This window comes from Pseudomonas sp. Ga0074129, from assembly GCA_001465025.1.
In the GTDB taxonomy this organism is placed as follows: domain Bacteria; phylum Pseudomonadota; class Gammaproteobacteria; order Pseudomonadales; family Pseudomonadaceae; genus Aquipseudomonas.
This window is the reverse complement of record LNDO01000118.1, coordinates 19435-43372: the sequence shown is the minus strand read 5'-3', so window position 1 is coordinate 43372 and position 23938 is coordinate 19435. Positions and strand designations below refer to the sequence as shown.

20 protein-coding genes are annotated in these 23938 nt (G+C 60.1%); 9 read left to right on the top strand and 11 right to left on the bottom strand.

The window, feature by feature from the left end; translation table 11 throughout:
- The 8 genes from AUK77_RS18715 to AUK77_RS18680 form a co-directional block, all read right to left on the bottom strand.
- Positions 1–707 (bottom strand): aminotransferase class III-fold pyridoxal phosphate-dependent enzyme (locus tag AUK77_RS18715; protein ID WP_296132803.1); only part of this gene is annotated, 707 nt, incomplete at its 3' end.
- 321 nt (positions 708–1028) lie between these two features.
- Entirely contained in the window at positions 1029–2480 is a 1452-nt protein-coding gene (gabD, locus tag AUK77_RS18710; protein ID WP_296132805.1) for an NADP-dependent succinate-semialdehyde dehydrogenase, read from the bottom strand.
- A 29-nt stretch (positions 2481–2509) separates the two neighbouring features.
- Positions 2510–3337, bottom strand: coding sequence for an ABC transporter permease (locus tag AUK77_RS18705; RefSeq protein ID WP_296132801.1), 828 nt, complete (start codon positions 3335–3337; stop codon positions 2510–2512).
- Between the two features lie 155 nt (positions 3338–3492).
- The gene (locus tag AUK77_RS18700) at positions 3493–4752 is read right to left on the bottom strand and encodes an ABC transporter permease (protein WP_296132798.1); all 1260 of its coding nucleotides are present in this window, start codon (positions 4750–4752) and stop codon (positions 3493–3495) included.
- A gap of 95 nt (positions 4753–4847) precedes the next feature.
- Positions 4848–5882 (bottom strand): ABC transporter substrate-binding protein, encoded by a 1035-nt coding sequence (locus AUK77_RS18695; protein WP_296132796.1) that lies wholly within the window; start codon positions 5880–5882, stop codon positions 4848–4850.
- A gap of 44 nt (positions 5883–5926) precedes the next feature.
- Entirely contained in the window at positions 5927–7036 is a 1110-nt protein-coding gene (locus AUK77_RS18690; RefSeq protein ID WP_296132794.1) for an ABC transporter ATP-binding protein, read from the bottom strand.
- Positions 7037–7268: 232 nt separating this feature from the next.
- Positions 7269–7898 (bottom strand): response regulator transcription factor, encoded by a 630-nt coding sequence (locus AUK77_RS18685; RefSeq protein WP_296132792.1) that lies wholly within the window; start codon positions 7896–7898, stop codon positions 7269–7271.
- Positions 7895–10291, bottom strand: coding sequence for a sensor histidine kinase (locus AUK77_RS18680; protein ID WP_296132791.1), 2397 nt, complete (start codon positions 10289–10291; stop codon positions 7895–7897). The genes AUK77_RS18685 and AUK77_RS18680 overlap by 4 nt, the downstream gene beginning before the upstream one ends.
- 153 nt (positions 10292–10444) lie before the next feature.
- On the opposite strand from AUK77_RS18680, the gene AUK77_RS18675 reads away from it, so the two are divergent.
- The gene (locus AUK77_RS18675) at positions 10445–11452 is read left to right on the top strand and encodes an alpha/beta hydrolase family protein (protein ID WP_296132789.1); all 1008 of its coding nucleotides are present in this window, start codon (positions 10445–10447) and stop codon (positions 11450–11452) included.
- Between the two features lie 35 nt (positions 11453–11487).
- On the opposite strand, the gene AUK77_RS18670 is transcribed toward AUK77_RS18675, so the two are convergent.
- The 3 genes from AUK77_RS18670 to AUK77_RS18660 are packed head-to-tail and all read right to left on the bottom strand — an operon-like array spanning position 11488 to position 13935.
- Entirely contained in the window at positions 11488–12249 is a 762-nt protein-coding gene (locus tag AUK77_RS18670) for a DnaJ domain-containing protein (protein ID WP_296132788.1), read from the bottom strand.
- 1 nt (position 12250) lies between these two features.
- Positions 12251–12922, bottom strand: a complete 672-nt coding sequence (murU, locus tag AUK77_RS18665) for an N-acetylmuramate alpha-1-phosphate uridylyltransferase MurU (RefSeq protein WP_296132787.1) — start codon at positions 12920–12922, stop codon at positions 12251–12253.
- Entirely contained in the window at positions 12919–13935 is a 1017-nt protein-coding gene (locus tag AUK77_RS18660) for a phosphotransferase (protein WP_296132786.1), read from the bottom strand. The genes murU and AUK77_RS18660 overlap by 4 nt, the downstream gene beginning before the upstream one ends.
- A 125-nt stretch (positions 13936–14060) precedes the next feature.
- Between AUK77_RS18660 and AUK77_RS18655 the strand changes: the two genes are divergently transcribed.
- The 8 genes from AUK77_RS18655 (at position 14061) to AUK77_RS18620 (ending at position 23919) form a co-directional block, all read left to right on the top strand.
- Positions 14061–16853: an LPS-assembly protein LptD gene (locus AUK77_RS18655; protein ID WP_296132784.1), complete on the top strand. Its 2793-nt coding sequence runs from the start codon at positions 14061–14063 to the stop codon at positions 16851–16853.
- The gene (locus tag AUK77_RS18650; protein ID WP_296132782.1) at positions 16834–18126 is read left to right on the top strand and encodes a peptidylprolyl isomerase; all 1293 of its coding nucleotides are present in this window, start codon (positions 16834–16836) and stop codon (positions 18124–18126) included. Before AUK77_RS18655 ends, AUK77_RS18650 begins: the two co-directional genes overlap by 20 nt.
- Positions 18127–18230: 104 nt before the next feature.
- The gene (gene pdxA / locus AUK77_RS18645; protein WP_296132780.1) at positions 18231–19217 is read left to right on the top strand and encodes a 4-hydroxythreonine-4-phosphate dehydrogenase PdxA; all 987 of its coding nucleotides are present in this window, start codon (positions 18231–18233) and stop codon (positions 19215–19217) included.
- A 112-nt stretch (positions 19218–19329) separates the two neighbouring features.
- On the top strand, positions 19330–20142 hold the full coding sequence (gene rsmA, locus AUK77_RS18640) for a 16S rRNA (adenine(1518)-N(6)/adenine(1519)-N(6))-dimethyltransferase RsmA (protein ID WP_296132778.1): 813 nt from the start codon (positions 19330–19332) through the stop codon (positions 20140–20142).
- Between the two features lie 40 nt (positions 20143–20182).
- On the top strand, positions 20183–20563 hold the full coding sequence (gene apaG / locus AUK77_RS18635; RefSeq protein ID WP_296132776.1) for a Co2+/Mg2+ efflux protein ApaG: 381 nt from the start codon (positions 20183–20185) through the stop codon (positions 20561–20563).
- Complete coding sequence (locus AUK77_RS18630) at positions 20563–21384, top strand: symmetrical bis(5'-nucleosyl)-tetraphosphatase (protein ID WP_296132774.1); 822 nt, start codon at positions 20563–20565, stop codon at positions 21382–21384. Before apaG ends, AUK77_RS18630 begins: the two co-directional genes overlap by 1 nt.
- Positions 21381–21722 (top strand): thiosulfate sulfurtransferase GlpE, encoded by a 342-nt coding sequence (glpE, locus tag AUK77_RS18625; protein ID WP_296132772.1) that lies wholly within the window; start codon positions 21381–21383, stop codon positions 21720–21722. The genes AUK77_RS18630 and glpE overlap by 4 nt, the downstream gene beginning before the upstream one ends.
- Positions 21723–21996: 274 nt before the next feature.
- Positions 21997–23919 carry a PrkA family serine protein kinase gene (locus tag AUK77_RS18620; protein ID WP_296132770.1) on the top strand — a complete coding sequence of 641 codons (1923 nt, stop codon included), beginning with the start codon at positions 21997–21999 and terminating at the stop codon, positions 23917–23919.
- Positions 23920–23938: the final 19 nt, after the last annotated feature.

Sequence of the window (23938 nt, the reverse complement as noted above, 5' to 3'; positions counted from 1 at the left end):
AGGATGCCGTGCTGATCACACAGGGCGCGCAGGCGCAGCATGAAGTCTTTCGGCGCGACGTAGAAACCGCCTTCGCCTTGCACCGGCTCGATGATGATCGCGGCAATATCGCGCGGCTCAGCATCGTTTTTGAAGATGCGCTCGATGCTGGCGATGGCGTCATCGGTGCTCACACCATGCAGTTCGCACGGGAACTGCGCACGGAAGATGCCACCGGGCATCAGGCCCATGCCGGCCGAATACGGCACCACTTTGCCGGTCAGGCCCAGGGTCATCATGGTGCGGCCGTGGTAACCGCCAGTGAAGGCGATCACGCCAGCGCGGCCGGTGGCGGCACGAGCGATTTTGATCGAGTTCTCCACCGCTTCGGAGCCGGTGGTGACCAGCAGGGTTTTCTTGGTGAAATCACCCGGCACGCGCGCGTTGATCTTCTCGCACAGCTCAACATACGGCTCGTACGCCAGCACTTGGAAGCAGGTGTGGGTTAGCTTGGTCAGTTGCTCTTGCACCGCGGCCACCACTTTCGGGTGCAGGTGGCCGGTGTTGAGCACCGCGATGCCGCCAGCAAAGTCGATAAACTCGCGGCCTTCAACGTCGGTCACCGTGGCGTTCTTTGCCGACTCGGCGAAGATCTGGTGGATCTGGCCCACGCCGCGTGGAACGGCAGCGGTGCGGCGTTGCATCAAAGATTCGTTGGTCTTGCTCATAAAGTCCTCATTCGCCGCTCATCGGTCGGCGTAGTTCAAGGATAAAAGGCAACCGGGCGAAGAGTGCGGTCAGCATTCGATGATCGACTACCGCGCCCTGCGGGTTGCTCAGGTTCATTTTCGCTGTTGCAAACCCAGGTGACCGGCTCGTTGGTTGAACCTGGGGTGTTTAATTTCCTAACGGCTCCACCGTTCGAGAGCTTCGGGGCTAAGGCCAGACAAGGCGGCCGGGGTTGGAAAAAGCGGAGTTGGCTGTTGCCAATGAGCATTTTTCCGACCCCGGCCAACGCCGTATGGCCGACGACCCGGAGGTCGATACCCTTACACGCCCAGGCAGAGGTATTTGATCTCCAGGTACTCATCCAGACCGTACTTGGAGCCTTCGCGACCCAGCCCGGACGATTTCATCCCGCCAAACGGTGCGACTTCGGTCGAAATCACCCCGGTGTTGATGCCGACCATGCCGTACTCCAGCGCCTCGGCCACGCGGAATACGCGGCTTAGGTCGCGGGCATAGAAGTAGGCGGCCAAGCCAAACTCGGTGTCGTTGGCCTGGCGAATCACTTCGGCTTCGTCGTTAAAGCGAAACAGCGGCGCCAGCGGGCCGAAGGTTTCTTCGCGGGCCACGGCCATCTCGGCGGTCACGCCGGTGACAATGGTGGGTTCAAAGAAGTTACCGCCCAAACTACTGCCGCCACCCAGCAGGGTCGCGCCTTTATCCAGGGCGTCTTGCAGATGACGTTGCACCTTGGCCACCGCCTCGGGATTGATCAGCGGCCCGGTGGTGATGCCCTCAAGCATGCCGTTACCGACCTTGAGTTTGGCCACTGCGGCTTGCAGCTTGGCCGCGAAGGCGTCATACACGCCGTCCTGAATGTACAGGCGGTTGGCGCACACGCAGGTCTGCCCGGCGTTACGGAATTTAGAAATAATCGCCCCTTCCACCGCCGCATCCAGATCGGCGTCGTCGAAGACGATAAACGGCGCGTTGCCGCCCAGTTCCAGCGAGAGCTTTTTCAGGCTCGGCGCGCACTGCTGCATCAGTTTGATGCCGACACCGGTGGAGCCGGTAAAGCTCATCTTGCGCACGATGGGGTTGTCGCACAGCTCACCGCCCACCTCACGGCTGGCGTCCACATCGGCCGGGATCACACTGAGCAAACCTGCGGGGATGCCAGCGCGCTCGGCCAGTACAGCCAGCGCCAACGCCGAGAACGGGGTTTGCGGCGCAGGTTTGAGCACCATGGCGCAACCCGCTGCCAGAGCAGGACCAGCCTTGCGGGTGATCATCGCGCTGGGGAAGTTCCACGGCGTAATAGCGGCAGTCACACCCACCGGTTCTTTTTGCACCAGGATGCGCTTGTCGCCCGCGTGGGCCGGAATCACATCGCCATAGGCGCGCTTGGCTTCCTCGGCGAACCATTCAATAAAGGAAGCGGCATAGGCGATCTCGCCACGGGCTTCGGTCAGGGGTTTGCCTTGCTCGGCGGTCATGATCCGCGCCAGGTCTTCCTGGTTAGCCATGATCAGGTTGAACCACTGGCGCAGACGGTTCGCCCGCTCTTTGGCCGTCAGGGCGCGCCAGGCTGGCTGCGCGGTTTGTGCGGCCTCGATGGCGCGGCGGGTTTCGGCGCAGCCCATATTCGGCACGCTGCCGATCAGCTCGCCATTGGCCGGGTTGAGTATTTCAGTGCGCGCACCGCTGTCGGCCTCGCACCAATGGCCATTCACATAGGCCTGCTGGCGCAGCAGGCTGGGGTCATTCAATTGCAGGCTCATGGGGTTCTCTTGTTCTGGGTGGATCAGGACGGTTGCTGGGTGCGCAGTTTCTCGCTACGGCCACGCAGCCATTCCAAGGTCAGCAGCAGCAGGATGGAGAAACCGATCAGCAAGGTCGCCGCAGCGGCAATGGTCGGCGACAGGTTCTCGCGAATACCACTGAACATCTGCCGTGGCAGGGTGGTTTGCTCGGGGCCGGCGAGGAACAGGGTCACCACCACTTCATCGAAGGAAGTGGCGAAGGCAAACAGCGCCCCGCTGATCACCCCGGGTGCGATCAATGGCAGCGTTACCCGGCGAAACGCAGTCAGCGGCGAAGCACCGAGGCTGGCGGCCGCACGCACCAGGTTGTAGTTAAAACCTTGCAGGGTGGCCGACACGGTGATGATGACGAACGGCACACCGAGCACCGCATGCACCACAATCAGCGACAGGTAGCTGTTACCCAGACCCAGTGGTGCGAAAAACAGGTAGCTGGCCACACCGACAATCACCACCGGCACCACCATGGGCGAAATCAGCAGGCTCATCACCAGCGCTTTGCCGCGAAACTCGCCGCGGGTCAGGCCGATGGCCGCCAGCGTACCGAACACCATCGCCAGCACCGTGGCAGCCGGGGCGATGATCAAGCTATTTTTCAGCGAGCGCATCCACTCGGCAGAGGTGAAAAAGTCTTCATACCAACGCAGGGAAAACCCTTGCAGCGGGTACACCAGAAAGCTGCCAGAGTTAAACGACAGCGGAATAATCACCAGCACCGGCAGAATCAGAAAAAGCAGCACCAGCGCGCAGAGGGTGCGCAGGCTGTAATGCCAGATGCGTTCGATGGGCGACATGTAGGGGCTGAGCATAACTGTGACTCCATTTGGCTTTAGCTGCCCTCTCCCACTTGTGGGAGAGGGGCTGGGGGAGAGGGTTTGGTGAACAGCCGCCCTCTCCCGCCCTTCGGGCACCCTCTCCCGCAAGCTGGAGAGGGGCATCAGATGCCTGCTGCGCAGGGTGTTTTTTAGGCCAGGCGCAACTTGCTGGCACCGACCAGCCAGCTGTACACCACGTACAGCACCAGCGTGGCCGCCAGCAGCAAGCCGCCCAGAGCGGTGGCCATGCCCCAGTTGATCGAGCTGTTGGTGTAGAAGGCGACGAAGTAGCTGATCATCTGATCGTTCGGGCTGCCCAGCAGCGCCGGGGTGATGTAGTAGCCAATCGACAGAATGAACACCAGCAGGCAGCCAGCGCCAACACCGGCCAGGGTCTGCGGGAAGTACACGCGCCAGAAACTGGCGAACGGGTGGCAGCCCAGCGACACCGCCGCACGCATGTAGGTGGGCGAGATACCCTTCATCACGCTGTAAATCGGCAAAATCATAAACGGCAGCATGATGTGCACCATGGCGATGTAGACGCCGCTGCGGTTGAACACCAACTGCATGGGTTCATCGATGATGCCGACCGACATCAGCGCACTGTTGATCAACCCGCCCGATTGCAGCAGTACGATCCACGCCGCGACCCGCACCAGAATCGAGGTCCAGAACGGCAGCAGCACCAAAATCATCAACAGGTTGCTTTGCCGGGTCGGCAGCGTCGCCAACAGGTAGGCCAGCGGATAGGCCAGCACCAGGCAGATGGCGGTAATCACCAGGCTCATCCAAAAGGTGCGGGTGAAGATATCCAGGTAGATGGACTGATCCGGGGTAGCACTGGCCAGCTCGCCCAAATCGTCAATTCGATGATCCAGCGCCGCCAACAAGTAATAAGGCGTCAGGCTGCTGGTGTTGCGACGTATAACCTGCCAATAAGCCGGGTCGCCCCAGCGTTCGTCCAATGTTTCGAGCGCGGCTTTGTAAGAGTCAGGTTCAGCCGCAAACGGCAGCTTGCGTGCGGTGCTGTTGATCAGGCTGCGGTAGCCGGCCAGCTCCATGTTCAGGCGTTTGGACAGATCACCCAAGGTGCGCTGCTGGCGGGCCTCAACAATATCGAGGGCCATGGCTCGGTAAACCGTTTCATCGGGCAAACCGCGACCGTCCCACGCCTCAATCGCCACCACGGTTTGCGGCAAAGTGCTGACCACCTCGGGGTTGTCCACACTGCGCCACAACAGCGCCACGATGGGCACGATAAAGGTCAGCAACAGGAAGATCACCAGCGGCAGAATCAACGCCTTGGACTTCAGACGGTTGAAGCGCTCGGCGCGCGCCAGCTTCTGTTTTAGGCTGGGGCCGGCCCCTTGCAAATCGGTATCGGTGGCGGACAGGACACTGGCCATGAACAACTCCGCAAACAGGTGTCGCCCGCAGGCGACGTAGAATTCAGTTCGCCAGGCCGGTTATAGCGCCGGACCTGGCGTGAGGTCACACAGACTTAGTTACGCGCGGCCCAAGCATTGAAGCGCTGCTCCAGTTGCTCGCCGTAGTCAGCCCAGAACACCACATCGATGGCCACTTGGTCCTTGATGTTGTCCGGGGTGGTTGGCATCACGGTCAGACGCTCAGGGGCCAGCAACTCGATGGCTTGCTTGTTGGCTGGGCCGTAGGCGATGTTCTCGGAGAAGACTTTCTGCGCTTCAGGCTGTACCGAGAAGGCGATGAATTCCTTAGCCAATTCCTGGTTCTTCGCCCCACGTGGGATGGCCCACGAGTCGAAGTCATAGATGCCGCCCGTCCATACCACTTGCAGGTTGCTCTCCGCTTGCACGGCGGCGATGCGACCGTTGTAGGCCGAACTCATCACCACGTCGCCCGAGACCAAATACTGCGGTGGCTGCGCGCCGGCTTCCCACCACTGGATATGCGGCTTGAGTTCATCAAGCTTGCGGAAGGCACGGTCAACCCCATCACGGGTGGCCAGCACGCTGTACACATCAGTCGGGGCAACGCCGTCTGCCATCAAGGCAAATTCCAAGGTGTATTTGGCACCTTTGCGCAGGCCGCGTTTGCCGGGGAACTGCTTAACGTCCCAGAAATCCGCCCAGCCGGTAGGGGCTTTGGCCAGTTTGTCGGCGTTGTAAGCGAGTACCGTGGACCATACAAAGAAGCCCACGCCGCACGGCTGAATCGCGCCTTTGACGAAGTTGCTCTGGTCGCCGAACTGGGCCGGATCGAGGGTCTCGAACAGGCCTTCATCACAGCCGCGAGCCAGTTCCGGCGACTCCACTTCCACCAGGTTCCAGCTCACGCTGTTGGTGTCGACCATGGCTTTGATGCGGGCCATTTCGCCGTTGTATTCACCGGCCAGAATCTTATTGCCAGTGGCCTTTTCAAAGGGCTCATAGAACGCTTTGGCCTGCGCATCCTTGCTTGCGCCACCGAACGAGATGGCGGTCAGGTCCACCGCCAGTGCCGGCATCGCACAGGCTACGCCGGCGGCCAGGGCCGCGAGCTTCAGGGATTTCATCATTGTTGTTAGCTCCTCTGTGTCACATGGGTCGGTTTTATGTTCAGTCAGTCGGGCTGCAGCGGGTCGAGCGCGCGGGCATGCTCGACGTGCCAGCCCAGCGGCACCAGGTCACCCACAGCGAGGCTGGCATCCAGTTCAGCGACGGGCTGCTTGATGTAAAAATCATCTTTGCCGCAGACCTCCATGCGGATGCGCACGTGGTCGCCCAGGTAGATGAACTCCGCCACACGGCCAGAGAAGCGGTTGCGGCAGGCATCACTGTGGCCGTTGAGGCGCACGCGCTCGGGCCGAATCGACAAGGTCACCGGTTCACCCACGGCACCAACGTTGACCGCCAGCGCTTCAACCTGCTCACCACGGGCCAGGCCAATCACACAACGCTCGCCGTCGCGGCTGAGCAACTGGCCGCTGATGCGGTTGTTCTCGCCGATAAAGTTGGCAACGAAGGTGTTGCTCGGGTGTTCGTACAGCGTGCGTGGATCGGCGATCTGCTGGATCTCGCCCTGATGAAACACCGCCACGCGATCCGACATGGTCAGCGCTTCGCCCTGATCATGGGTGACGTAGACCACGGTCACGCCCAGACGCTGATGCAGGTGCTTGATTTCCATCTGCATGTGCTCACGCAGTTGTTTGTCCAACGCGCCGAGGGGTTCATCCATCAGCACCAGTTGTGGTTCGAACACCAGCGCACGGGCCAAGGCCACGCGCTGCTGCTGGCCACCCGAAAGCTGACCGGGATAACGATTGCGGAAGCTGTCGAGCTGCACCATGGACAGCGCCTTTTTCACCCGTTCGGCGCTGTCGGTACGCGACATGCCGCGCACACTCAGGGGGAAGGCAAGGTTCTCGGCCACGGTCATGTGCGGGAACAGCGCGTAGTTCTGGAACACCATACCGATGTCGCGCTTGTGCGGCGGCAGGCGATTGAGGGAACGGCCGTCGAGCAGAATCTCACCGGCGGTGGGCGTTTCGAAGCCGGCCAGCATCATCAGGCTGGTGGTTTTACCCGAACCGGACGGCCCCAGCAGGGTGAGAAACTCGCCCTTGCGGATATCCAGATTGAGATCTTTGACGATCAGGTTTTCGCCGTCGTAGCTCTTCTGCACACCACGAAAGCTAACCAATACATCGTTTGCCTGAGACCCGCTCATCGCCACACCCTTGTTGTTGTCTGCACGCTGATGGCACAAGACTAGGGGGGTTAAAGCAGCGGCATAATCGGGCTGGATGACAACTTGATGTCAGGCGAAAGGAGAACCCTGCGTAGGGATTGCCCTACAAAAAACGACACACCAAAAATCGCACAGAGACAGGGCGCAAGCCACACCGGGCGGGCCACGCAGCCTTTGCTGCGGCATCAAAAAGGAGGCGCAAAGCACCGTTTTAGAGCAGCTTGTGCTCCATGGCGTAGCGCACCAGATCAGCCACCGAATGCAGACCCAGCTTCTGCATCAAACGCGCTTTGTGGGTACTGACGGTTTTATTGCTGACCGCCAGGTGCAGGGCAATGTCGTTAACCCCCTCTCCGCGCACCAAGCGTTCAAGCACAGAAAATTCGCGCTCGGACAATTGCGCATGCGGTGGGCGCGAATCCGTAAGCCCCACCTCAAAGACCATGCGGTCGGCCAAATCAGGGTCAATGTAACGGCCACCACTGGCCACCTTGCGAATGGCAGCAATCAACAATGCCGGATCGCTGTCCTTGGTGGCGTAACCGGCTGCACCGATCTTCAGTGCGCGCGCGGCCATCTGCGCTTCATCGTGCATGGACAGCACCAGAATCGCCGGCGGGCGCAGCAGCGCGCGGATACGTGGAATGGCTTCCAGGCCGTTGACGCCGGGCATGGAAATATCCAGCAGCACCACATCGCACTCCACCTTGCGCAGGGTCTCCAGCAATTGCTCGCCATTGCTCGCCTCACCCACCACTTCAAGGTCGCGCGCCATGCCGATCAACTGCTTGATCCCTTCACGCACGATGGCGTGGTCTTCTGCCACTAATACCCGAATCACGTCAGCGCCTCCTCATCCAATGCCACATGCGCGAGCAGCGTAGTGCCCTCGCCCGGCTGACTGTCAATCTGTAAACGCCCGCCGAGCATAAATACCCGTTCCTGCATGCCGACCAAACCGAACGACTGTCCAGCCTTGCGCGACTCAGGCACAAAACCTTTGCCGTCATCGATCACACACAGGCACAGCTCGCCGTTCTCGACGCGCAAGTAAACCTGCACGCTGTGCGCACCGGCATGGCGCATCACGTTGGTCAGTGATTCCTGCAGAATGCGGAACAGGCCAATGGCCTTGGCATCGCTGAGGGGCGGCAGGTTATCGGGTACTTCCACCAGGCAAGGGATCTGGGTGCGCGACTCAAAGCGGCGCACCTGCCATTCAATGGCCGAGGCAATCCCGGCATCCAGAATCGGCGGGCGCAGCGCCGTGGCCACATCACGCACCAGTTGGAATAACTGCGCAATCAAGCGCTTCATGCTTTGCAGACGTTCATCCAGCCCTTCGACCTGACCAGCAAAGGCCAGCTCGCACATGGCGGTTTCCAGCTTGAGCACGGTCAGCACCTGCCCCAACTCGTCGTGCACTTCGCGGGCAATGCGGGCCTTTTCTTCTTCGCGGACACTTTCCAGGTGAGCGGCCAATTCACGTAAGCGGGCGCGGGAGTCGGCCAGGGCCAGTTCGACTTGTTTGTTTTCCGTGATGTCCCAGACGATGCCATCCCACACCACCCGCCCCTCGCCCAAACTGCGCGCCGTGGCTTTGATGTCCGCCCAACGCAGCTCGCCGTCACGGGTGAGGATGCGGCCCTGCCATTGCCAGTCGCAGTCGCCCGCTAGCGCCGCATCCTGCGTTTGGTGATAGCTGGCTTGGTCATCAGGGTGTACCAGACTGCGAATGCCACGGTCTTCACGCTGCAACTCGGCTGCCGGGTAGCCCACTAATTCCAGACTGGCTTCGCTGATGTAGGCAAACTCCACCGACTGCTCGGCACGCGCTCGCTCCAAACGAAACACCAGCCCCGGCACGTTGCCAGCGATGCCCTTCAAACGCGCTTCGCTTTCCTGCAAGGCGGCCTGCGCACGGCGGCGCTCGGTGACATCGGTGATAAACACCACCAGGTATTCCGACTGGTCAAAACGTAAAAAGCTCAGTGACACATCCACTGGCAAGCGGCTGCCATCGGCCCGCTGGCAGTCGATTTCAAATCGGGGCAGTGACTCAAGGCTGCCGCGCGCCTGACGCCACAAGCTCAGCCAACGGTCCATGCTCAGGGCGGGCTCCAACTGCACCAGCGGCAAGTCCACCAATGCGCCGCCCGCGTACCCCAGCATGCGTTCGGCGGCCAGGTTGGCATAGCGCACATGGCTGTCCCAATTGACCCAGAGAATGCCCACGGTGCTGTTATCAATCGAGAACTGGCTAAGGCGCAGCGCTTGCTCGGCCGCTTCGCGCTGGCTGAGCACGGCACGTGCATCCAACAGCTGACGCTCCAGACTGCGACGCTGCTGCAACAGGTGCCGGGTGATCGCCGCCGCCGTCAGCAGGATGATCCCCAAAAACAGGCTAAAGCCTTTCCAGAAGGCCAGCGGGTTACCCAGCTGACGCGTCGTGAGCGGGAACCAGCGCGCCTGCAATTGCTCAAGCTCGCCACCGGGCAGCGCCTGCAACGTGCGCTGGACGATGTCGGCAAGCATCGGCGCGTCGCGACGGCTGGCGATGCGCAGCAACTGCGGCAGGCCAATGTCACCGACAATGCTCAGCCCGGCGAACTGGGTTTCACGCAGCAACAGGCTCAAGCGTGCCTCATCCACCACCGCGTAACTGACCTCTTGGCGCAGCAGCATATCCAGTGCCGCACGCTCATTGGCCACCGGCTGCAATTGCACGTTGCTGTGCGTCACGCGCAGGTATTCCTGCACCGCACTGGGGGCGCGCACCGCAACCTTTTCATCGCGCCCCACACGGTCAAGGTCAACCGCACTATTACCGCGCCGCTCTCCCACCACCAGATGCGGCACGCGCAAATAGGGGTCAGAAAAGCGCCAGCGGCGCAGGCCTTGCGGGGTTTGCTGCAGGCCGGGGGCTAGGTCAACTTCGCCACGTTGCAGGGCTGCCTCCAGTGCATCTTGATCGGCAAAGCGCAGCCACTGACCTTGCACGCCCATGCCCCGCAGCAAGCGATCCATCAATTCCACATTGGCCCCGGATAGGCGCTGCTGGCGACGATCAAACTGCGCCCAGGGTGCCTGCATCACCACACCCACACGCAAGGTGTTATGCGCGTCCAGCCACTCGCGCTGCTCGGCCGTAAACGCCGGACGCAATGGCAGCACCGTGCTCTCGGCGGCGCTCAGCAGCGCCGGCCAGAGTAAAAGAACAATCAAGAGGCGCATCAACGCAACCACACTCCATTGAGGTGAACGACCGGGGTAACGGTCGGCGACCCTTACCTTACTCCAGTCCTGTAGGGCTTAGAGCTATTCGGCCCTGACAAAGACACGCCCAGGTATTAGGCTTCAGTAGCCTGTTTCCATGAGGAATGCCCGATGCGCAGTTTTATCCCCACCCGGCCCACCACACTGAGCGTGCTGCTGGCATTGCTTCTGGCGCAGCCTCTTCAGGCTGAAGAAAGCGACAGTGCGAGCACTGAAACAAGCCCAGAAGCCGTCGTGGAAACACCCCGCGCACCTCTACCCGAACGCAGCGAAGTGGACGCCAGCGCCCTGCAACAGCGCCTGGCGCCAAAGGAGCAGCAACAACTGCAGGCCGCTGATGAGGAATTTCTGAGCCTCTGGCTACCGGCCAATGTCGCCACCCCCAGCGGCGCGGTGATCATTCTGCCCGGTGACGATGAAAGCGCCGACTGGCCGCAAAGTGTTGGCCCACTGCGACGCAAACTACCCGATGCTGGCTGGCACAGCCTTAGCCTGACCCTGCCGGATCCTGCCAGCGACGCACCCACCATGCGCCGTACCGTCGAACCGGCTGCCGTTAGTGACGACGCGACAACAGATGAACAAACAACCGCCAGCGACGAGGCCACTGCAGCCGACGCACCCGCAGAGGTGGCCGCGATTGACGCACCAGAACCGCCGGTGGAGCAAACGCCCGAAGAGCGACAAAAAGCCCACGCTGAGCGCGTGATGGCGCGCATTGATGCCGCCATCGCCTTTGCTCAGCAGCAAAAAGCCGGCACACTCGTCCTGCTCGGCCATGGCAGCGGTGCTTACTGGGCAGTGCGCTACCTAGCCGAACGTAAACCCGAGGGCATCAGCAACCTGCTATTGGTCGCCGCACAACTGCCCAAAGGCTTCGGGCCAGGCCTGGAAGAGTTAGTGCCGCAGTTGCAACTGGCCACCGGCGACTTTTATTACAAAGACCTGCCCGCCGATCGCCAAGCAGCACTCAAACGCTCTCAGGCCAGCAAGCGGCAAAAACACCCGGCCTACATTCAAGTGGCCATGAAAGCCCTACCGGGCAACCGTGAAGCCGAGCAGGAACAGCTCTACCGGCGCATAAAAGGCTGGCTCAGCCTGAAGGTTGAGGCCAAGTAAACCGAGGCCGCCGCAATGCCGGTTAACCGGGGTGTTTAGCGAAAACCGTGGCGTTGGCGAATCAAGTCATAGGCTTGATGCAACTCGCGGGTGTGCTCAGTCGCCTCACGCACGCTCTCAGGTGTGGCGCCACTGCCGGCCAGTTTGTCGGGGTGATGACGACTGAGTAAGCGCCGGTAAGCCTGCTTGATCTGCGCGGGTTCGGCATCAGCCGTCACATTCAACAGGTTCAGCGCTCGTTGATAGGCATTGCTGGCGGTGGACACCAACGGACCGCGCGGCGGCGCATAGGCGTCACTGAACTGCGCCTGCGCGGCCGTGGAAACGCCCAACCATTTGCCCCAGAGGTTCAGCAGTTCACGCTCCGCTGCATCCACCTGCCCGTCCACCCAAGCCATACGCCAGCAGGCGCGCAGCAACATCTCGGCACGCGCCTGCTGGCGCTGCAAAGGCCCGCGCAAACTGTCTCGCCCGGTCTTGCCACGGGCAAACGCGGCAATCGCCTGGCGCTGCTCTTCAGCTTTTAAACCCAGGCGCTGCATTTCCGAACGTGCTTGCTGAATGTGCGCGGGCAGCACCCGACCACCACTTTTGGCCAAGCGCCCGAGCAACACAAACAGCAGCCATTCATCACGCTGCGCAGCACCGGGAAGCAGCCGTTCACGTAGCGCGGCCCAAGACTGCAGACGCAAACGCCGGTCCAGCACCTGCCCAAGCAAGCCACCGAGCAGCGCCCCGGGGATGCTCGCCACGGCCAGCCCAATAACAGCACCGAGCAGGGTTGCAGGCCAAATCATGCTAAACCCGCGCCTTAAGTAACCGCTCGACTTCAGCCAAGCGCTCGTGGGTGCCCACATCGACCCAGCACCCGGCAAACTGCTCACCCGACACCAGCCCCTCAGCCATTGCCGCACGCAGCAAAGGTGCGAGTTTGAAAGCACCTGGCTGGCAATCAGCAAACAAAGCGGGCGACAAGACGGCCATGCCACTGTAAGTCAGATTTTCCTGCCCCGGCTGAGCATCAGTGACCTGCCCCGCGCGCAGGCAAAAATCACCCGCGACGTGATGGCCGGGGTTATCGACCAGCACCAGATGCGCCAAGCCAGTCAGCCGCCGGCGCAGTTCGGCGAAGGGGTAATCGGTAAAAATATCGCCATTGACCAGCACAAACGGCTGATCGCCCAGCAACGGCAGCGCCTGGAAAATCCCGCCCCCGGTTTCCAACGGTTCACCCTCTGCCGAATAGGCAATACGCACACCAAAGCGCGCGCCATCGCCCAGATAGTCCTCGACCTGTTGCCCCAACCAGGCGTGGTTGATCACCAGTTCGGTAAACCCGGCGGCCGCCAAAGCGCGCACGTGATACTCGATCAACGGTACGCCCGCCGCGCGCACCAGAGGCTTAGGCGTGTGCAAGGTCAAAGGCCGCAGACGCTCGCCCTTACCGGCCGCGAGGATCATCGCCTTCATGGCTGAGCCTGCGACAGGCTGGCCAACAGCTCGCCCAGCTCAACCAACTCGGGACGACGTGCAATCACCGCCTCTATATAAGAGAAGAAGCGCGGCACATCCCCTAAATATTTGGGTTTGCCGTCGCGGTGACAAATACGCGCGAAGATGCCGATCACCTTGAGGTGGCGCTGCACACCCATCAGGTCGCTGGCACGCAGAAAGTCTTCGCACTCGGCCTGCACCGGCACACCCGCCGCGCGCGCTTGCTGCCAGTACTGCTCCAGCCAGCCTCGCACACGCGCATCAGGCCAGCTGAGGAACGCATCTTTGAACAAGCAGGTGATGTCATAAGTCACCGGCCCATACACCGCATCCTGAAAATCCAGCACGCCAGGATTCGGCTCACTGAGCATCAGGTTGCGCGGCATGAAGTCGCGATGCACCAGCACCTTGGGCTGCGCCAGGGCGCTGTCGATGAGCAACTGACTGACGCGCTGCCACTGCGCCTGCTGTTGCTCGTTGAGTTCAATCTGCAGGTGACGCTGGACGTACCACTCAGGGAAGAGCTGCAACTCACGACGCAGCAAGGTGTCATCGTAGCTGGACAACGGCGTGGTCGGCGGCAATTGCTGAAAAGCCAGAAGTGCCTGCATGGCGTCGACAAATAAGGCGTCGGCATTCTCTGCATTGATCACATCGAGATAGGTCTGCCGACCTAAATCGTTAAGCAGTAAAAAGCCGTGTTCAAGGTCGGCGGCAAGAATCTGCGGCACGTTGAGGCGTGCTTCAGCCAGCAGATGCGCGACCTTCACGAAAGGCCGGCAGTCTTCTTGCGGCGGCGGTGCGTCCATCACAATCAAGCTGCGCCCAGCGCCCTGCCAGCGAAAATAGCGGCGAAAACTGGCGTCACTGCTGGCTGAGGTCAGCGTGGCGGCGGGTACAGCGCCCCACCCTTGCTCGGCAAACAGCTCGGGGAGTTGCTGATCAAGCCAGTTTTCGAGGAGTTTCAGGCGTACATCTTCATCAGGCATTACAAGGTCTCCGACGGCGCTAGCCGTTGCGCGGGTCATGCTTTATTATCCAGCATCTTTTCAAGCCCATCGAGAGGCGTGCGGCCTCAGGGCCAATGGCGCGCAGGAAGCCCGGAAAAAATAAGATGGCAGTAAAATACCCCGCGTTTCGTAAAAAATTCCCTCTATTGGTCTCGGGCAGCCTTCTGGCGCTACAACCTCTAGCCGTTCCTTTTGCTATCGCTGCCGAACAGTACGACTGCCAGGTTTCCGCCACCGGCGGCTGGGCATGCGCCCCGAAAGCCAGCAATGCTGCACTGCCCGCCCGGCCGGTTCAACGTGATTCGCTGGTTGCCGGTAAAACGGCTGACAGCGCAGACACAACCGCGCAGGGCAAAGATGCGCAAGTAACCAGCGTAACGCAAAGCCGTGGCAAAGCCTTGGCCTCGCGCAGCGCTGATTACAGCCATCTGGACTGGGTCCCGCGTGAAAACCTCACTGCGGCCCAACTGGCTGAAGCCGGCCCTTACTGCGCCGGTGCGTATGTAGAGCCAAATCGCCCTGGCATGGCCGACACCACGCCGATGAGCGAAGCACCGATGTTTGTATCGGCCAAAGCTTCGCGCTATCAGCAGGAAGAGCAAATCGCCACGCTGGCCGGTGATGTCGTGCTGCGACAAGCCGGCCTGCAGGTCGAGGCCAACGAAGCCAACCTGCTACAAGCTGAAAACCGTGGTGAGCTGGTCGGCAATGTGCGCCTACGCGACCAAGGCATGCTGGTGGTAGGCGACCGCGCCGAGCTGCAACTGGACAGCGGTGAAGCCAAGATCGCAAACGCCGAGTATGTGCTGCACAAGAGCCATACTCGCGGCAGCGCGCTTTACGCCAAACGTGAAGAAAGCGCGATCATCCGCCTCAAAGACGGTACCTACACAAGCTGTGAGCCAGGCAGCAACACTTGGCACCTGAAAGGCAATAACGTCACGCTGAACCCAGCCACCGGTTTTGGTACAGCCACCAACGTGACCTTACGGGTGAAGAATATTCCGGTGTTCTACACACCCTATATCTACTTCCCGATTGATGACCGTCGCCAGTCCGGCTTCCTGCCGCCAAGCATTGGCAGCTCAAGTGATAGCGGCCTGACCCTGCAAACGCCTTATTACTTCAACCTGGCGCCTAACTACGATGCCACGTTGTACCCAACCTATATGGCGGATCGCGGCTTGTTGATGGAAGGCGAATTGCGCTACCTCACCAAGAACAGCGAAGGCCAGGTGGGCGGCGCGTTCCTGCAAGACAGCAATGACGACCGCAAACTGCAGTCGGAGTACGAAGATCAGCGCTGGATGTACAGCTGGCAGCACAAGACTGGCCTGACCTCGCGCTTGCTGGCCGAAGTCGACTACACCGACATTAGCGACCCGTATTACTTCCAGGACCTGAACACAGACCTGGGCATCGACTCCACCAGCTACGTTAACCAGCGCGGCACGCTCACTTACCGTGGCGAGAGCTACACCGCACGCCTCAACGCGCACGCCTACGAATTGGCCAATATCACTGACATCACACCCTACAACCGCCTGCCGCAGCTGACATTGGACGGCACACTGCCATTCGAACCAGCCGGGCTGAACGTAACCTACGGCGCTGAATATGTGCACTTCGACCGCAGCCTGCGCAAAGGCAACTTCGTTAATGAAGACGGTGTCGTTGAACAGCCCTGGTACGACGCTCAACTACAAGGCCTTGCGCGCGCCAACGGCGAACGCCTGCATGTCGAGCCCGGTGTTAGCTTGCCGCTGGATTGGAGCTGGGGCTATATCAAGCCGCAGGTCAAATTCCTGCAAACTAACTATGACCTGAGCCTGGACCAGCAAGGTAAAAACACACTGTTGGCCGAGCAGCAGTACAAAAGCAGCCAAAGCCGTGGCGTTGGCATGTTCAGCTTGGACAGCGGCCTCTACTTCGACCGCAACACGGAGTGGTTCGGCAAGCCTTACCGCCAGACTCTAGAGCCGCGCCTGTTCTATCTGTATGTACCCGAAGAAGATCAAACCGATATTCCGGTGTTCGATACGGGTGAAAGCACCTTCAGCTACTCATCGCTGTGGCGTGAAAACCGCTTCTCCGGCAAAGACCGCATTGGTGACGAGAACAAACTGTCGCTGGGCGTCACCAATCGCTGGATCGAACCCAATGGCTTTGAGCGTCAGCGCTTCAGCATTGGTCAGGCGGTTTACTTTAAAGATCGCAAAGTGACAATGCCGGACACATTTAGCGGGCTTCCGAACACATCACCGTTGAGTGAGCGAGGTGATTACACATCCAACGTTTCGCCTTACGCACTCGAATACCTGTATCGCTTCAACCGCGACTGGCGCGTCTCGTCCGATTTCAACTGGGATCCGGACAGCGGCAGCACGCGCTCAGGCAGCGCCATGCTTCACTACCAGCCAGAAGACAACCCGAACAAGGTGGTTAACGCTGGTTATCGCTACCGCAACGACACCGTGCGCTATGACCAGGCGAGCGGCAACTGGGTAGTAGGCGGCGATTACGGCACACCGGGCACCGAGAACTTCATCGAGGACTATTACAAGATCAGCCAACATGACTTCTCCGTCATCTGGCCAATCGTTCCGCAGTGGAGTGTGATTTCCCGCTGGCAGTATGACTATGGCCGCGACCGCACGCTGGAAGCCTTCGCCGGCTTCGAATACGACAGTTGCTGCTGGAAGCTGCGCGTAATCAATCGTTACTGGATCGACTATGACGAAGTCAGCCTCAACCCGTCGCTGAACGATCAGGCTGACCGCGGTATTTTCCTGCAGATCGTTCTCAAAGGTCTGGGTGGTGTAGTCGGCAATAAAGTTGAGACTTTCCTCGACCAAGGCATTCAAGGTTATCGTGAACGTGAAGACAAAGCTTTCTGATTGCGTGCGCCCGCTGCTGCTGGGCGCGCTGTTGCTGAGTGCTGCGGCACAGGCTGAAGTTCGCCCCCTCGACCGTGTCGTGGCGATTGTTGATAACGATGTGGTCATGCAGAGTCAGCTCAATGCGCGCCTGCGTGAAGTGCAGCAAACCATCGCCCAGCGCGGTGCAGCGCTGCCACCCGAGCACGTGCTCAGCCAGCAAGTGCTGGAGCGGTTGATTATTGAAAATATTCAACTGCAAATCGGCGAGCGCTCCGGCATTCGGATCACCGATGAAGAGTTGAACCAAGCCATCGGCACCATCGCCCAGCGTAACGGCATGAGCCTTGAACAGTTCCAGGCCGCACTCGCGGCTGACGGGCTGTCCTATACCGATGCTCGGGAGCAGGTGCGTCGCGAGATGATCATCAGCCGCGTGCGTCAACGTCGCGTGGCCGAGCGCATTCAGGTTACGGATCAGGAAGTGCAAAACTTCCTCGCTTCTGACTTGGGCAAAATGCAACTCTCCGAAGAGTTCCGTCTGGCTAATATCCTCATTCCGGTTAGCGACGGCGCTTCCTCTGAGGAAATCCAGGCCGCCGATCGTCAAGCACGCGAGCTGTACGAACAGCTGCAACAAGGCGCTGATTTCGCTCAACTGGCCATCGCACGCTCCTCGAGTGAAACCGCGCTTGAAGGCGGCGAGATGGGCTGGCGTAAAGCCGGGCAACTGCCGCCACCGTTCGACAACATGATTGCGGCCCTGCCTATTGGCCAGGTCACTGAGCCGGTGCGCACACCGGGCGGTTTTATCATGATCAAACTGCTGGAGAAACGCGGTGGTGGTAATCAGGTGCGCGATGAAGTTAACGTTCGCCACATCCTGATCAAACCGAGCGAAATCCGCAGCGAAGAGGAAACCAAGCGCCTGGTTGAACGCCTGCATCAGCGCATCATGGCTGGTGAAGACTTTGCCGAGTTAGCGAAGAGCTTCTCCGAAGACCCAGGCTCTGCCCTGAATGGCGGCACACTGAGCTGGATTGACCCGAGTATTTTGGTGCCCGAGTTCCGTGACGTGATGAACAGCACGCCGGCTGGTGAACTGTCCAAGCCGTTCAAGAGCCCGTATGGCTGGCACGTGCTTGAAGTGCTTGGTCGTCGCGCGACAGACAGCAGCGCCACGTTCCGTGAACAACAAGCGATGACTGTGCTGCGTAACCGCAAGTACGACGAAGAGTTGCAAGCGTGGCTGCGTCAGATCCGTGACGAAGCCTACGTCGAAAGCAAAATCTGACGCTAAGCGACACGCTGCTCACGCAACAGCCAAAAAGCCGGATAACTGTCCGGCTTTTTGCCCTCTGTCTATCCAGATTTTTTTGCCGCTTGAGGATTAACGCCATGCCTCGTCTTTTTGCTCTGACCCCAGGCGAACCTGCCGGTATCGGCCCAGATCTGTGCCTGCTGCTGGCCCGCGCGGCGCAGCCGGAAATCCTGATCGCCATCGCCAGCCGCGAACTGCTTACCACACGCGCGCAGCAACTCGGCTTGACCATTGAGCTGATCAGCACCACCCCCGATTACTGGCCACAGCAGCCTGCGGCGGCGGGCAGTCTCTACGTCTGGGATACACCACTGGGCGCAAATGTTGAGCCCGGCCAGCTGAATAGCGATAACGCGCATTACGTACTGCAAACGCTCACGCGCGCAGGTCAAGGCTGCCTGGATGGCCACTTCGCCGGGATGATCACCGCGCCCGTGCACAAAGGCGTGATCAACGAGGCTGGCATCGCCTTCTCTGGTCACACCGAGTTCCTCGCCGAACTAACCCACACCCCACAGGTGGTAATGATGCTGGCGACGCACGGCCTGCGCGTCGCCCTGGTGACCACGCACCTGCCGCTCAGGGATGTGGCCGATGCCATCACACCTGAGCGCATCCGCCGCGTGGCACGTATCCTTGATCACGACTTGCGAGCAAAATTCGGTATTACCCAGCCGCGCATCCTGGTCTGCGGCCTCAACCCGCACGCTGGTGAAGGTGGCCATCTTGGCCGAGAAGAGATTGAAATCATCGAACCAACTCTGGCGCAGTTGCGCGACGAAGGCATCAACCTGATCGGGCCACTGCCCGCCGACACCTTATTCACCCCCAAACACCTTGAGCACTGTGACGCGGTACTGGCCATGTACCACGACCAAGGGCTGCCCGTGCTCAAGTACAAAGGCTTTGGCGCGGCAGTAAACATCACCCTGGGCATGCCAATTATCCGCACCTCGGTGGACCACGGCACCGCTCTGGATCTGGCCGCCACCGGCAAAATTGACTGTGGCAGCTTGCAGGTAGCCCTCGAAACCGCCTATCAGATGGCCGCCAGCCGCGCCTAAACCGCCAGCATGCGGCCATTGGCGGCGCTACGGGTTGCGCCGCCAATGCTGTTAAACTGCCGCTCTTTGTTTTCGCTTTAAGCTTGCGGCTTGAAGCTTGGAGCTACCCGCTATGTCCGACTACCAACACCGCGCGCGCAAGCGTTTCGGCCAAAATTTCCTGCATGACGCGGGCGTCATTCACCGCATCTTGCGCGCCATCCATGCCCGCGAAGGCGAGCACATGCTGGAGATTGGCCCAGGCCAAGGTGCCCTGACCGAAGGCCTGCTGAACAGCGGCGCCCAGCTTGACGTGATTGAACTCGACCGCGACCTAGTGCCGATCCTGCAGCACCAGTTCGGCATGAACCCGCGTTTTCGCCTGAACCAGGGCGACGCCCTCAAGTTCGACTTCACCCAACTCGAGGCTGCGCCGCATAGCCTGCGCGTGGTCGGCAACCTGCCGTACAACATCTCCACGCCGCTGATTTTCCATCTACTCAGCAACGCAGCGCTGATTCGCGACATGCATTTCATGTTGCAAAAAGAAGTGGTTGAACGCTTGGCCGCCGAGCCTGGTGGTGGCGATTGGGGTCGATTGTCGATCATGGTGCAGTATCATTGCCGCGTGGAGCACTTGTTCAATGTTGGCCCGGGCGCATTCAACCCGCCGCCCAAGGTTGACTCAGCCATTGTCCGCCTGGTGCCGCATGAAGTCCTGCCGCATCCGGCCAAAGACCACCACCAGCTTGAGCGTGTAGTGCGCGAAGCATTCAACCAGCGCCGCAAGACCCTGCGTAACACCCTCAAGGCCTTGCTGCCGGCGCAAGCCATTGAAGCCGCTGGCGTGGATGGCAGCCTGCGCCCCGAGCAACTGGACCTGGCCGCCTTTGTTCGTCTGGCGGACAAACTGGTCGAGTACACCGAGCAAACCCAGCCCGCCTGACGGCGGACTCTGCACTCTTCACCGAGCGAGCTAACCACGCATGAGCGATTCGCGTTACAAGATCGACGTCAGCGTCGTCACCCGCTACCTGCCGGAACAATCGCAGCCAGAGCAAAGCCGCTTTGCCTTCGCCTACACCGTAACAGTGAGCAACAACGGTGAGCTGCCAGCCAAACTGCTCTCACGTCATTGGGTCATTACCGACGGTGATGGCCGCGTGCAAGAAGTGCGTGGCGCGGGCGTCATCGGTCAACAACCGCTGATTGCCCCAGGCGCAAGCCACACCTACAGCAGCGGCACGGTGATGGCCACACGCGTGGGCATCATGCAGGGCAGCTATCAAATGCTCGCCGAAGACGGCAAACGTTTTGACGCCCTGATCGAGCCCTTCCGTCTCGCGGTGCCGGGCTCGCTGCACTGATGGCAACGTACGCCGTTGGCGACCTGCAAGGTTGCCTGAAACCGTTGCAATGCTTGCTTGAGCGCGTGGCCTTTGACCCTGCCCAAGACAAGCTCTGGCTGGTTGGTGATCTGGTCAACCGTGGCCCCGAGTCGTTGGCGACCTTGCGCTTTATCTACAGCATCCGCAGCGCACTGACCTGCGTGCTGGGCAACCATGACCTGCACCTGCTGGCCGTGGCGCACAATACCGAACGCCTGAAAAAAGGCGACACCCTGCGCGAGGTCATCGACGCACCCGATGCTGCCGACCTGCTTGAGTGGCTACGCCAGCAAAAGCTTTTGCATTACGACGAGGCGCGCAACACCGCCCTGGTGCATGCCGGCATCCCCCCACAGTGGAACATAAGCAAAGCCCTCAAACGAGCGGCCGAGGTCGAAGAAGCCCTGCGCGACGACGTACGCCTGCCGCTGTTTCTCGACGGCATGTATGGCAACGAACCCGCCAAGTGGGACGGTGATTTACAAGGCGTCACGCGCCTACGCGTGATCACTAACTGCTTCACCCGCATGCGCTTCTGCAAAGCCGATGGCACCCTCGACCTGAAAAGCAAAGAAGGTATTGGCAGTGCGCCGATCGGTTATGCGCCCTGGTTCAGCCATAAAGAACGCAAAACGCGCGAGCAACGCATTATCTTTGGCCACTGGGCTGCACTCGAAGGCCAGTGCCAGGAACCTGGTATCGTCGCGCTGGATACCGGCTGTGTATGGGGTGCCCGTATGACCCTGATGAATATCGATAGCGGCGAGAAATACAGCTGCGACTGTAAGGAGCAAGCATGAGCGAATTTAAACGCATCCCAGCGCAACATGCCCAGGCACTTCGCCAGCAGGGTGCGGTGGTGGTGGACATCCGTGACCCACAGAGCTTTGCGGCCGGGCACATCAGCGGCTCGCAGCACCTCGACAATTACTCGCTGCATGCCTTTATCAGCCAGGCCGATCTTGATGCACCGTTGATCGTCACCTGCTACCACGGCAACTCCAGCCAAAGTGCCGCGGCCTATTTGGCGGGCCAGGGTTTTAGCGATGTCTACAGCCTCGACGGCGGCTTTGAGCTGTGGCGCGCAACCTTCCCTGACGACACCGCCCAGGCTCCCACCAGCAACGACGAAGAATAAATTTCGCCACCCCGAGGCCGCGCTCGCTGCGGCCTTCGCGCCTTCGCGGGCATCAGTAATATCCTGTTATCGTTGCCCCGCCCTTGACCTTGCCGATTCCGAACTATTCTTTAGCTCAGGCCATCCAAAACAAGGTAGAGCCGGCCAAACGGCATCGGGCTATCGGTAAGACTTATTAGGCGCTCTGGGGGTTTAATCTGGCGACATTCGCGCCAGGGCCATCCATCTCCTGACCGACCCGGCACCGGCTCTGCGCATCGAGCGAGGTGAAGTCATGAGTATATTCAGCCACTTCCAACAACGTTTCGAAGCGACTCGGCAGGAAGAGTGCTCCCTGCAAGAGTACCTCGAGCTGTGCAAACAGGACCGCAGCGCCTATGCCTCGGCAGCTGAACGTTTGCTGCTGGCGATTGGCGAGCCGGAGTTGCTCGACACCTCAACCGACCCGCGCCTGTCACGCATTTTCTCCAATAAGGTGATTCGTCGCTACCCAGCGTTTGCCGACTTTCATGGTATGGAAGAATGCGTCGACCAGATCGTCTCCTACTTCCGCCATGCGGCGCAGGGCTTGGAAGAGAAGAAACAGATTCTCTATCTGCTCGGCCCGGTGGGCGGCGGTAAATCCTCGCTGGCAGAAAAACTCAAGCACCTGATCGAGAAGGTGCCGTTCTATGCCATCAAAGGTTCGCCCGTGTTCGAGTCGCCGCTGGGGTTGTTCAGCGACGCCGAAGACGGCGCAATTCTCGAAGAGGACTACGGCATCCCACGGCGTTACCTCAACTCCATCATGTCGCCGTGGGCCACCAAGCGCCTGCAAGAGTTCGGCGGTGATATCAGCCAGTTCCGCGTGGTCAAACTCTACCCTTCGATCCTCAATCAGATCGCGGTGGCCAAAACCGAGCCGGGCGACGAGAACAATCAGGACATTTCCGCCCTGGTCGGCAAGGTGGATATCCGCAAGCTTGAGGAATACCCACAGAACGACGCCGACGCCTACAGCTACTCCGGCGCACTGTGCCGGGCCAACCAAGGGCTGATGGAATTCGTCGAGATGTTTAAGGCACCGATCAAGGTGCTGCATCCGCTGCTCACCGCCACCCAAGAGGGCAACTACAACAGCACCGAAGGCCTTGGCGCGATTCCCTACAGCGGCATTCTGCTGGCCCACTCCAACGAGTCGGAATGGCACAGCTTCCGCAACAACAAGAACAACGAAGCGTTCATCGACCGCATTTACATCGTCAAGGTGCCCTACTGCCTGCGCGTGGCCGATGAAATCAAGATCTACGACAAGCTGCTGTTCAACAGCTCTCTGGCCAAGGCCCATTGCGCGCCCGACACCTTAAAGATGCTCGCCCAGTTCACCGTCCTCAGCCGCCTGAAAGAGCCGGACAACTCCAACGTCTACTCGAAAATGCGCGTGTATGACGGCGAAAACCTCAAGGACACCGACCCAAAAGCCAAGTCGATTCAGGAGTACCGCGACAGCGCCGGCGTGGATGAAGGCATGAACGGCCTCTCGACCCGCTTTGCCTTCAAGATTCTGTCCAAGGTCTTCAACTTCGACCCCCACGAAATCGCCGCCAACCCCGTGCACCTGCTGTATGTGCTGGAACAGCAAATCGAGCAGGAACAGTTCCCGGCCGAAACCCGCGAGCGCTACCTGCGCTTTATCAAGGAATACCTCGCCCCCCGCTACATCGAGTTTATCGGCAAGGAAATCCAGACAGCTTATCTGGAGTCTTACAGCGAATACGGCCAGAACATCTTCGACCGCTACGTGCTGTACGCCGATTTCTGGATTCAAGACCAGGAATACCGTGACCCGGAAACCGGCGAAATCCTCAACCGTGTAGCCCTCAACGAGGAACTGGAGAAGATCGAAAAACCGGCCGGAATCAGCAATCCGAAGGATTTCCGCAACGAGATCGTCAACTTCGTGCTGCGCGCCCGCGCCGGCAACAACGGCAAAAACCCGACTTGGCTCAGCTACGAAAAACTGCGTGTGGTCATCGAGAAAAAGATGTTCTCCAACACCGAAGATCTGCTGCCGGTCATCAGTTTCAACGCCAAAGCGAGCAAGGAGGATCAGCAGAAACACAACGACTTCGTCACACGCATGGTCGAACGCGGCTACACCGACAAGCAGGTACGCCTGCTCTCCGAGTGGTACCTGCGGGTGCGTAAATCGCAGTAGCACAGCACCTGCGGCAAGC

Coding starts and splice junctions, on each gene's coding strand:
- AUK77_RS18705 (WP_296132801.1), bottom strand. CDS start 3,337: ATGCTCAGCCCCTACATGTCGCCCATCGAACGCATCTGGCATTACAGC.
- rsmA (WP_296132778.1), top strand. CDS start 19,330: ATGTCCGACTACCAACACCGCGCGCGCAAGCGTTTCGGCCAAAATTTC.
- AUK77_RS18670 (WP_296132788.1), bottom strand. CDS start 12,249: ATGATTTGGCCTGCAACCCTGCTCGGTGCTGTTATTGGGCTGGCCGTG.
- AUK77_RS18620 (WP_296132770.1), top strand. CDS start 21,997: ATGAGTATATTCAGCCACTTCCAACAACGTTTCGAAGCGACTCGGCAG.
- AUK77_RS18690 (WP_296132794.1), bottom strand. CDS start 7,036: ATGAGCGGGTCTCAGGCAAACGATGTATTGGTTAGCTTTCGTGGTGTG.
- glpE (WP_296132772.1), top strand. CDS start 21,381: ATGAGCGAATTTAAACGCATCCCAGCGCAACATGCCCAGGCACTTCGC.
- AUK77_RS18700 (WP_296132798.1), bottom strand. CDS start 4,752: ATGGCCAGTGTCCTGTCCGCCACCGATACCGATTTGCAAGGGGCCGGC.
- AUK77_RS18680 (WP_296132791.1), bottom strand. CDS start 10,291: ATGCGCCTCTTGATTGTTCTTTTACTCTGGCCGGCGCTGCTGAGCGCC.
- apaG (WP_296132776.1), top strand. CDS start 20,183: ATGAGCGATTCGCGTTACAAGATCGACGTCAGCGTCGTCACCCGCTAC.
- AUK77_RS18655 (WP_296132784.1), top strand. CDS start 14,061: ATGGCAGTAAAATACCCCGCGTTTCGTAAAAAATTCCCTCTATTGGTC.
- AUK77_RS18695 (WP_296132796.1), bottom strand. CDS start 5,882: ATGATGAAATCCCTGAAGCTCGCGGCCCTGGCCGCCGGCGTAGCCTGT.
- pdxA (WP_296132780.1), top strand. CDS start 18,231: ATGCCTCGTCTTTTTGCTCTGACCCCAGGCGAACCTGCCGGTATCGGC.
- AUK77_RS18660 (WP_296132786.1), bottom strand. CDS start 13,935: ATGCCTGATGAAGATGTACGCCTGAAACTCCTCGAAAACTGGCTTGAT.
- AUK77_RS18630 (WP_296132774.1), top strand. CDS start 20,563: ATGGCAACGTACGCCGTTGGCGACCTGCAAGGTTGCCTGAAACCGTTG.
- murU (WP_296132787.1), bottom strand. CDS start 12,922: ATGAAGGCGATGATCCTCGCGGCCGGTAAGGGCGAGCGTCTGCGGCCT.
- AUK77_RS18675 (WP_296132789.1), top strand. CDS start 10,445: ATGCGCAGTTTTATCCCCACCCGGCCCACCACACTGAGCGTGCTGCTG.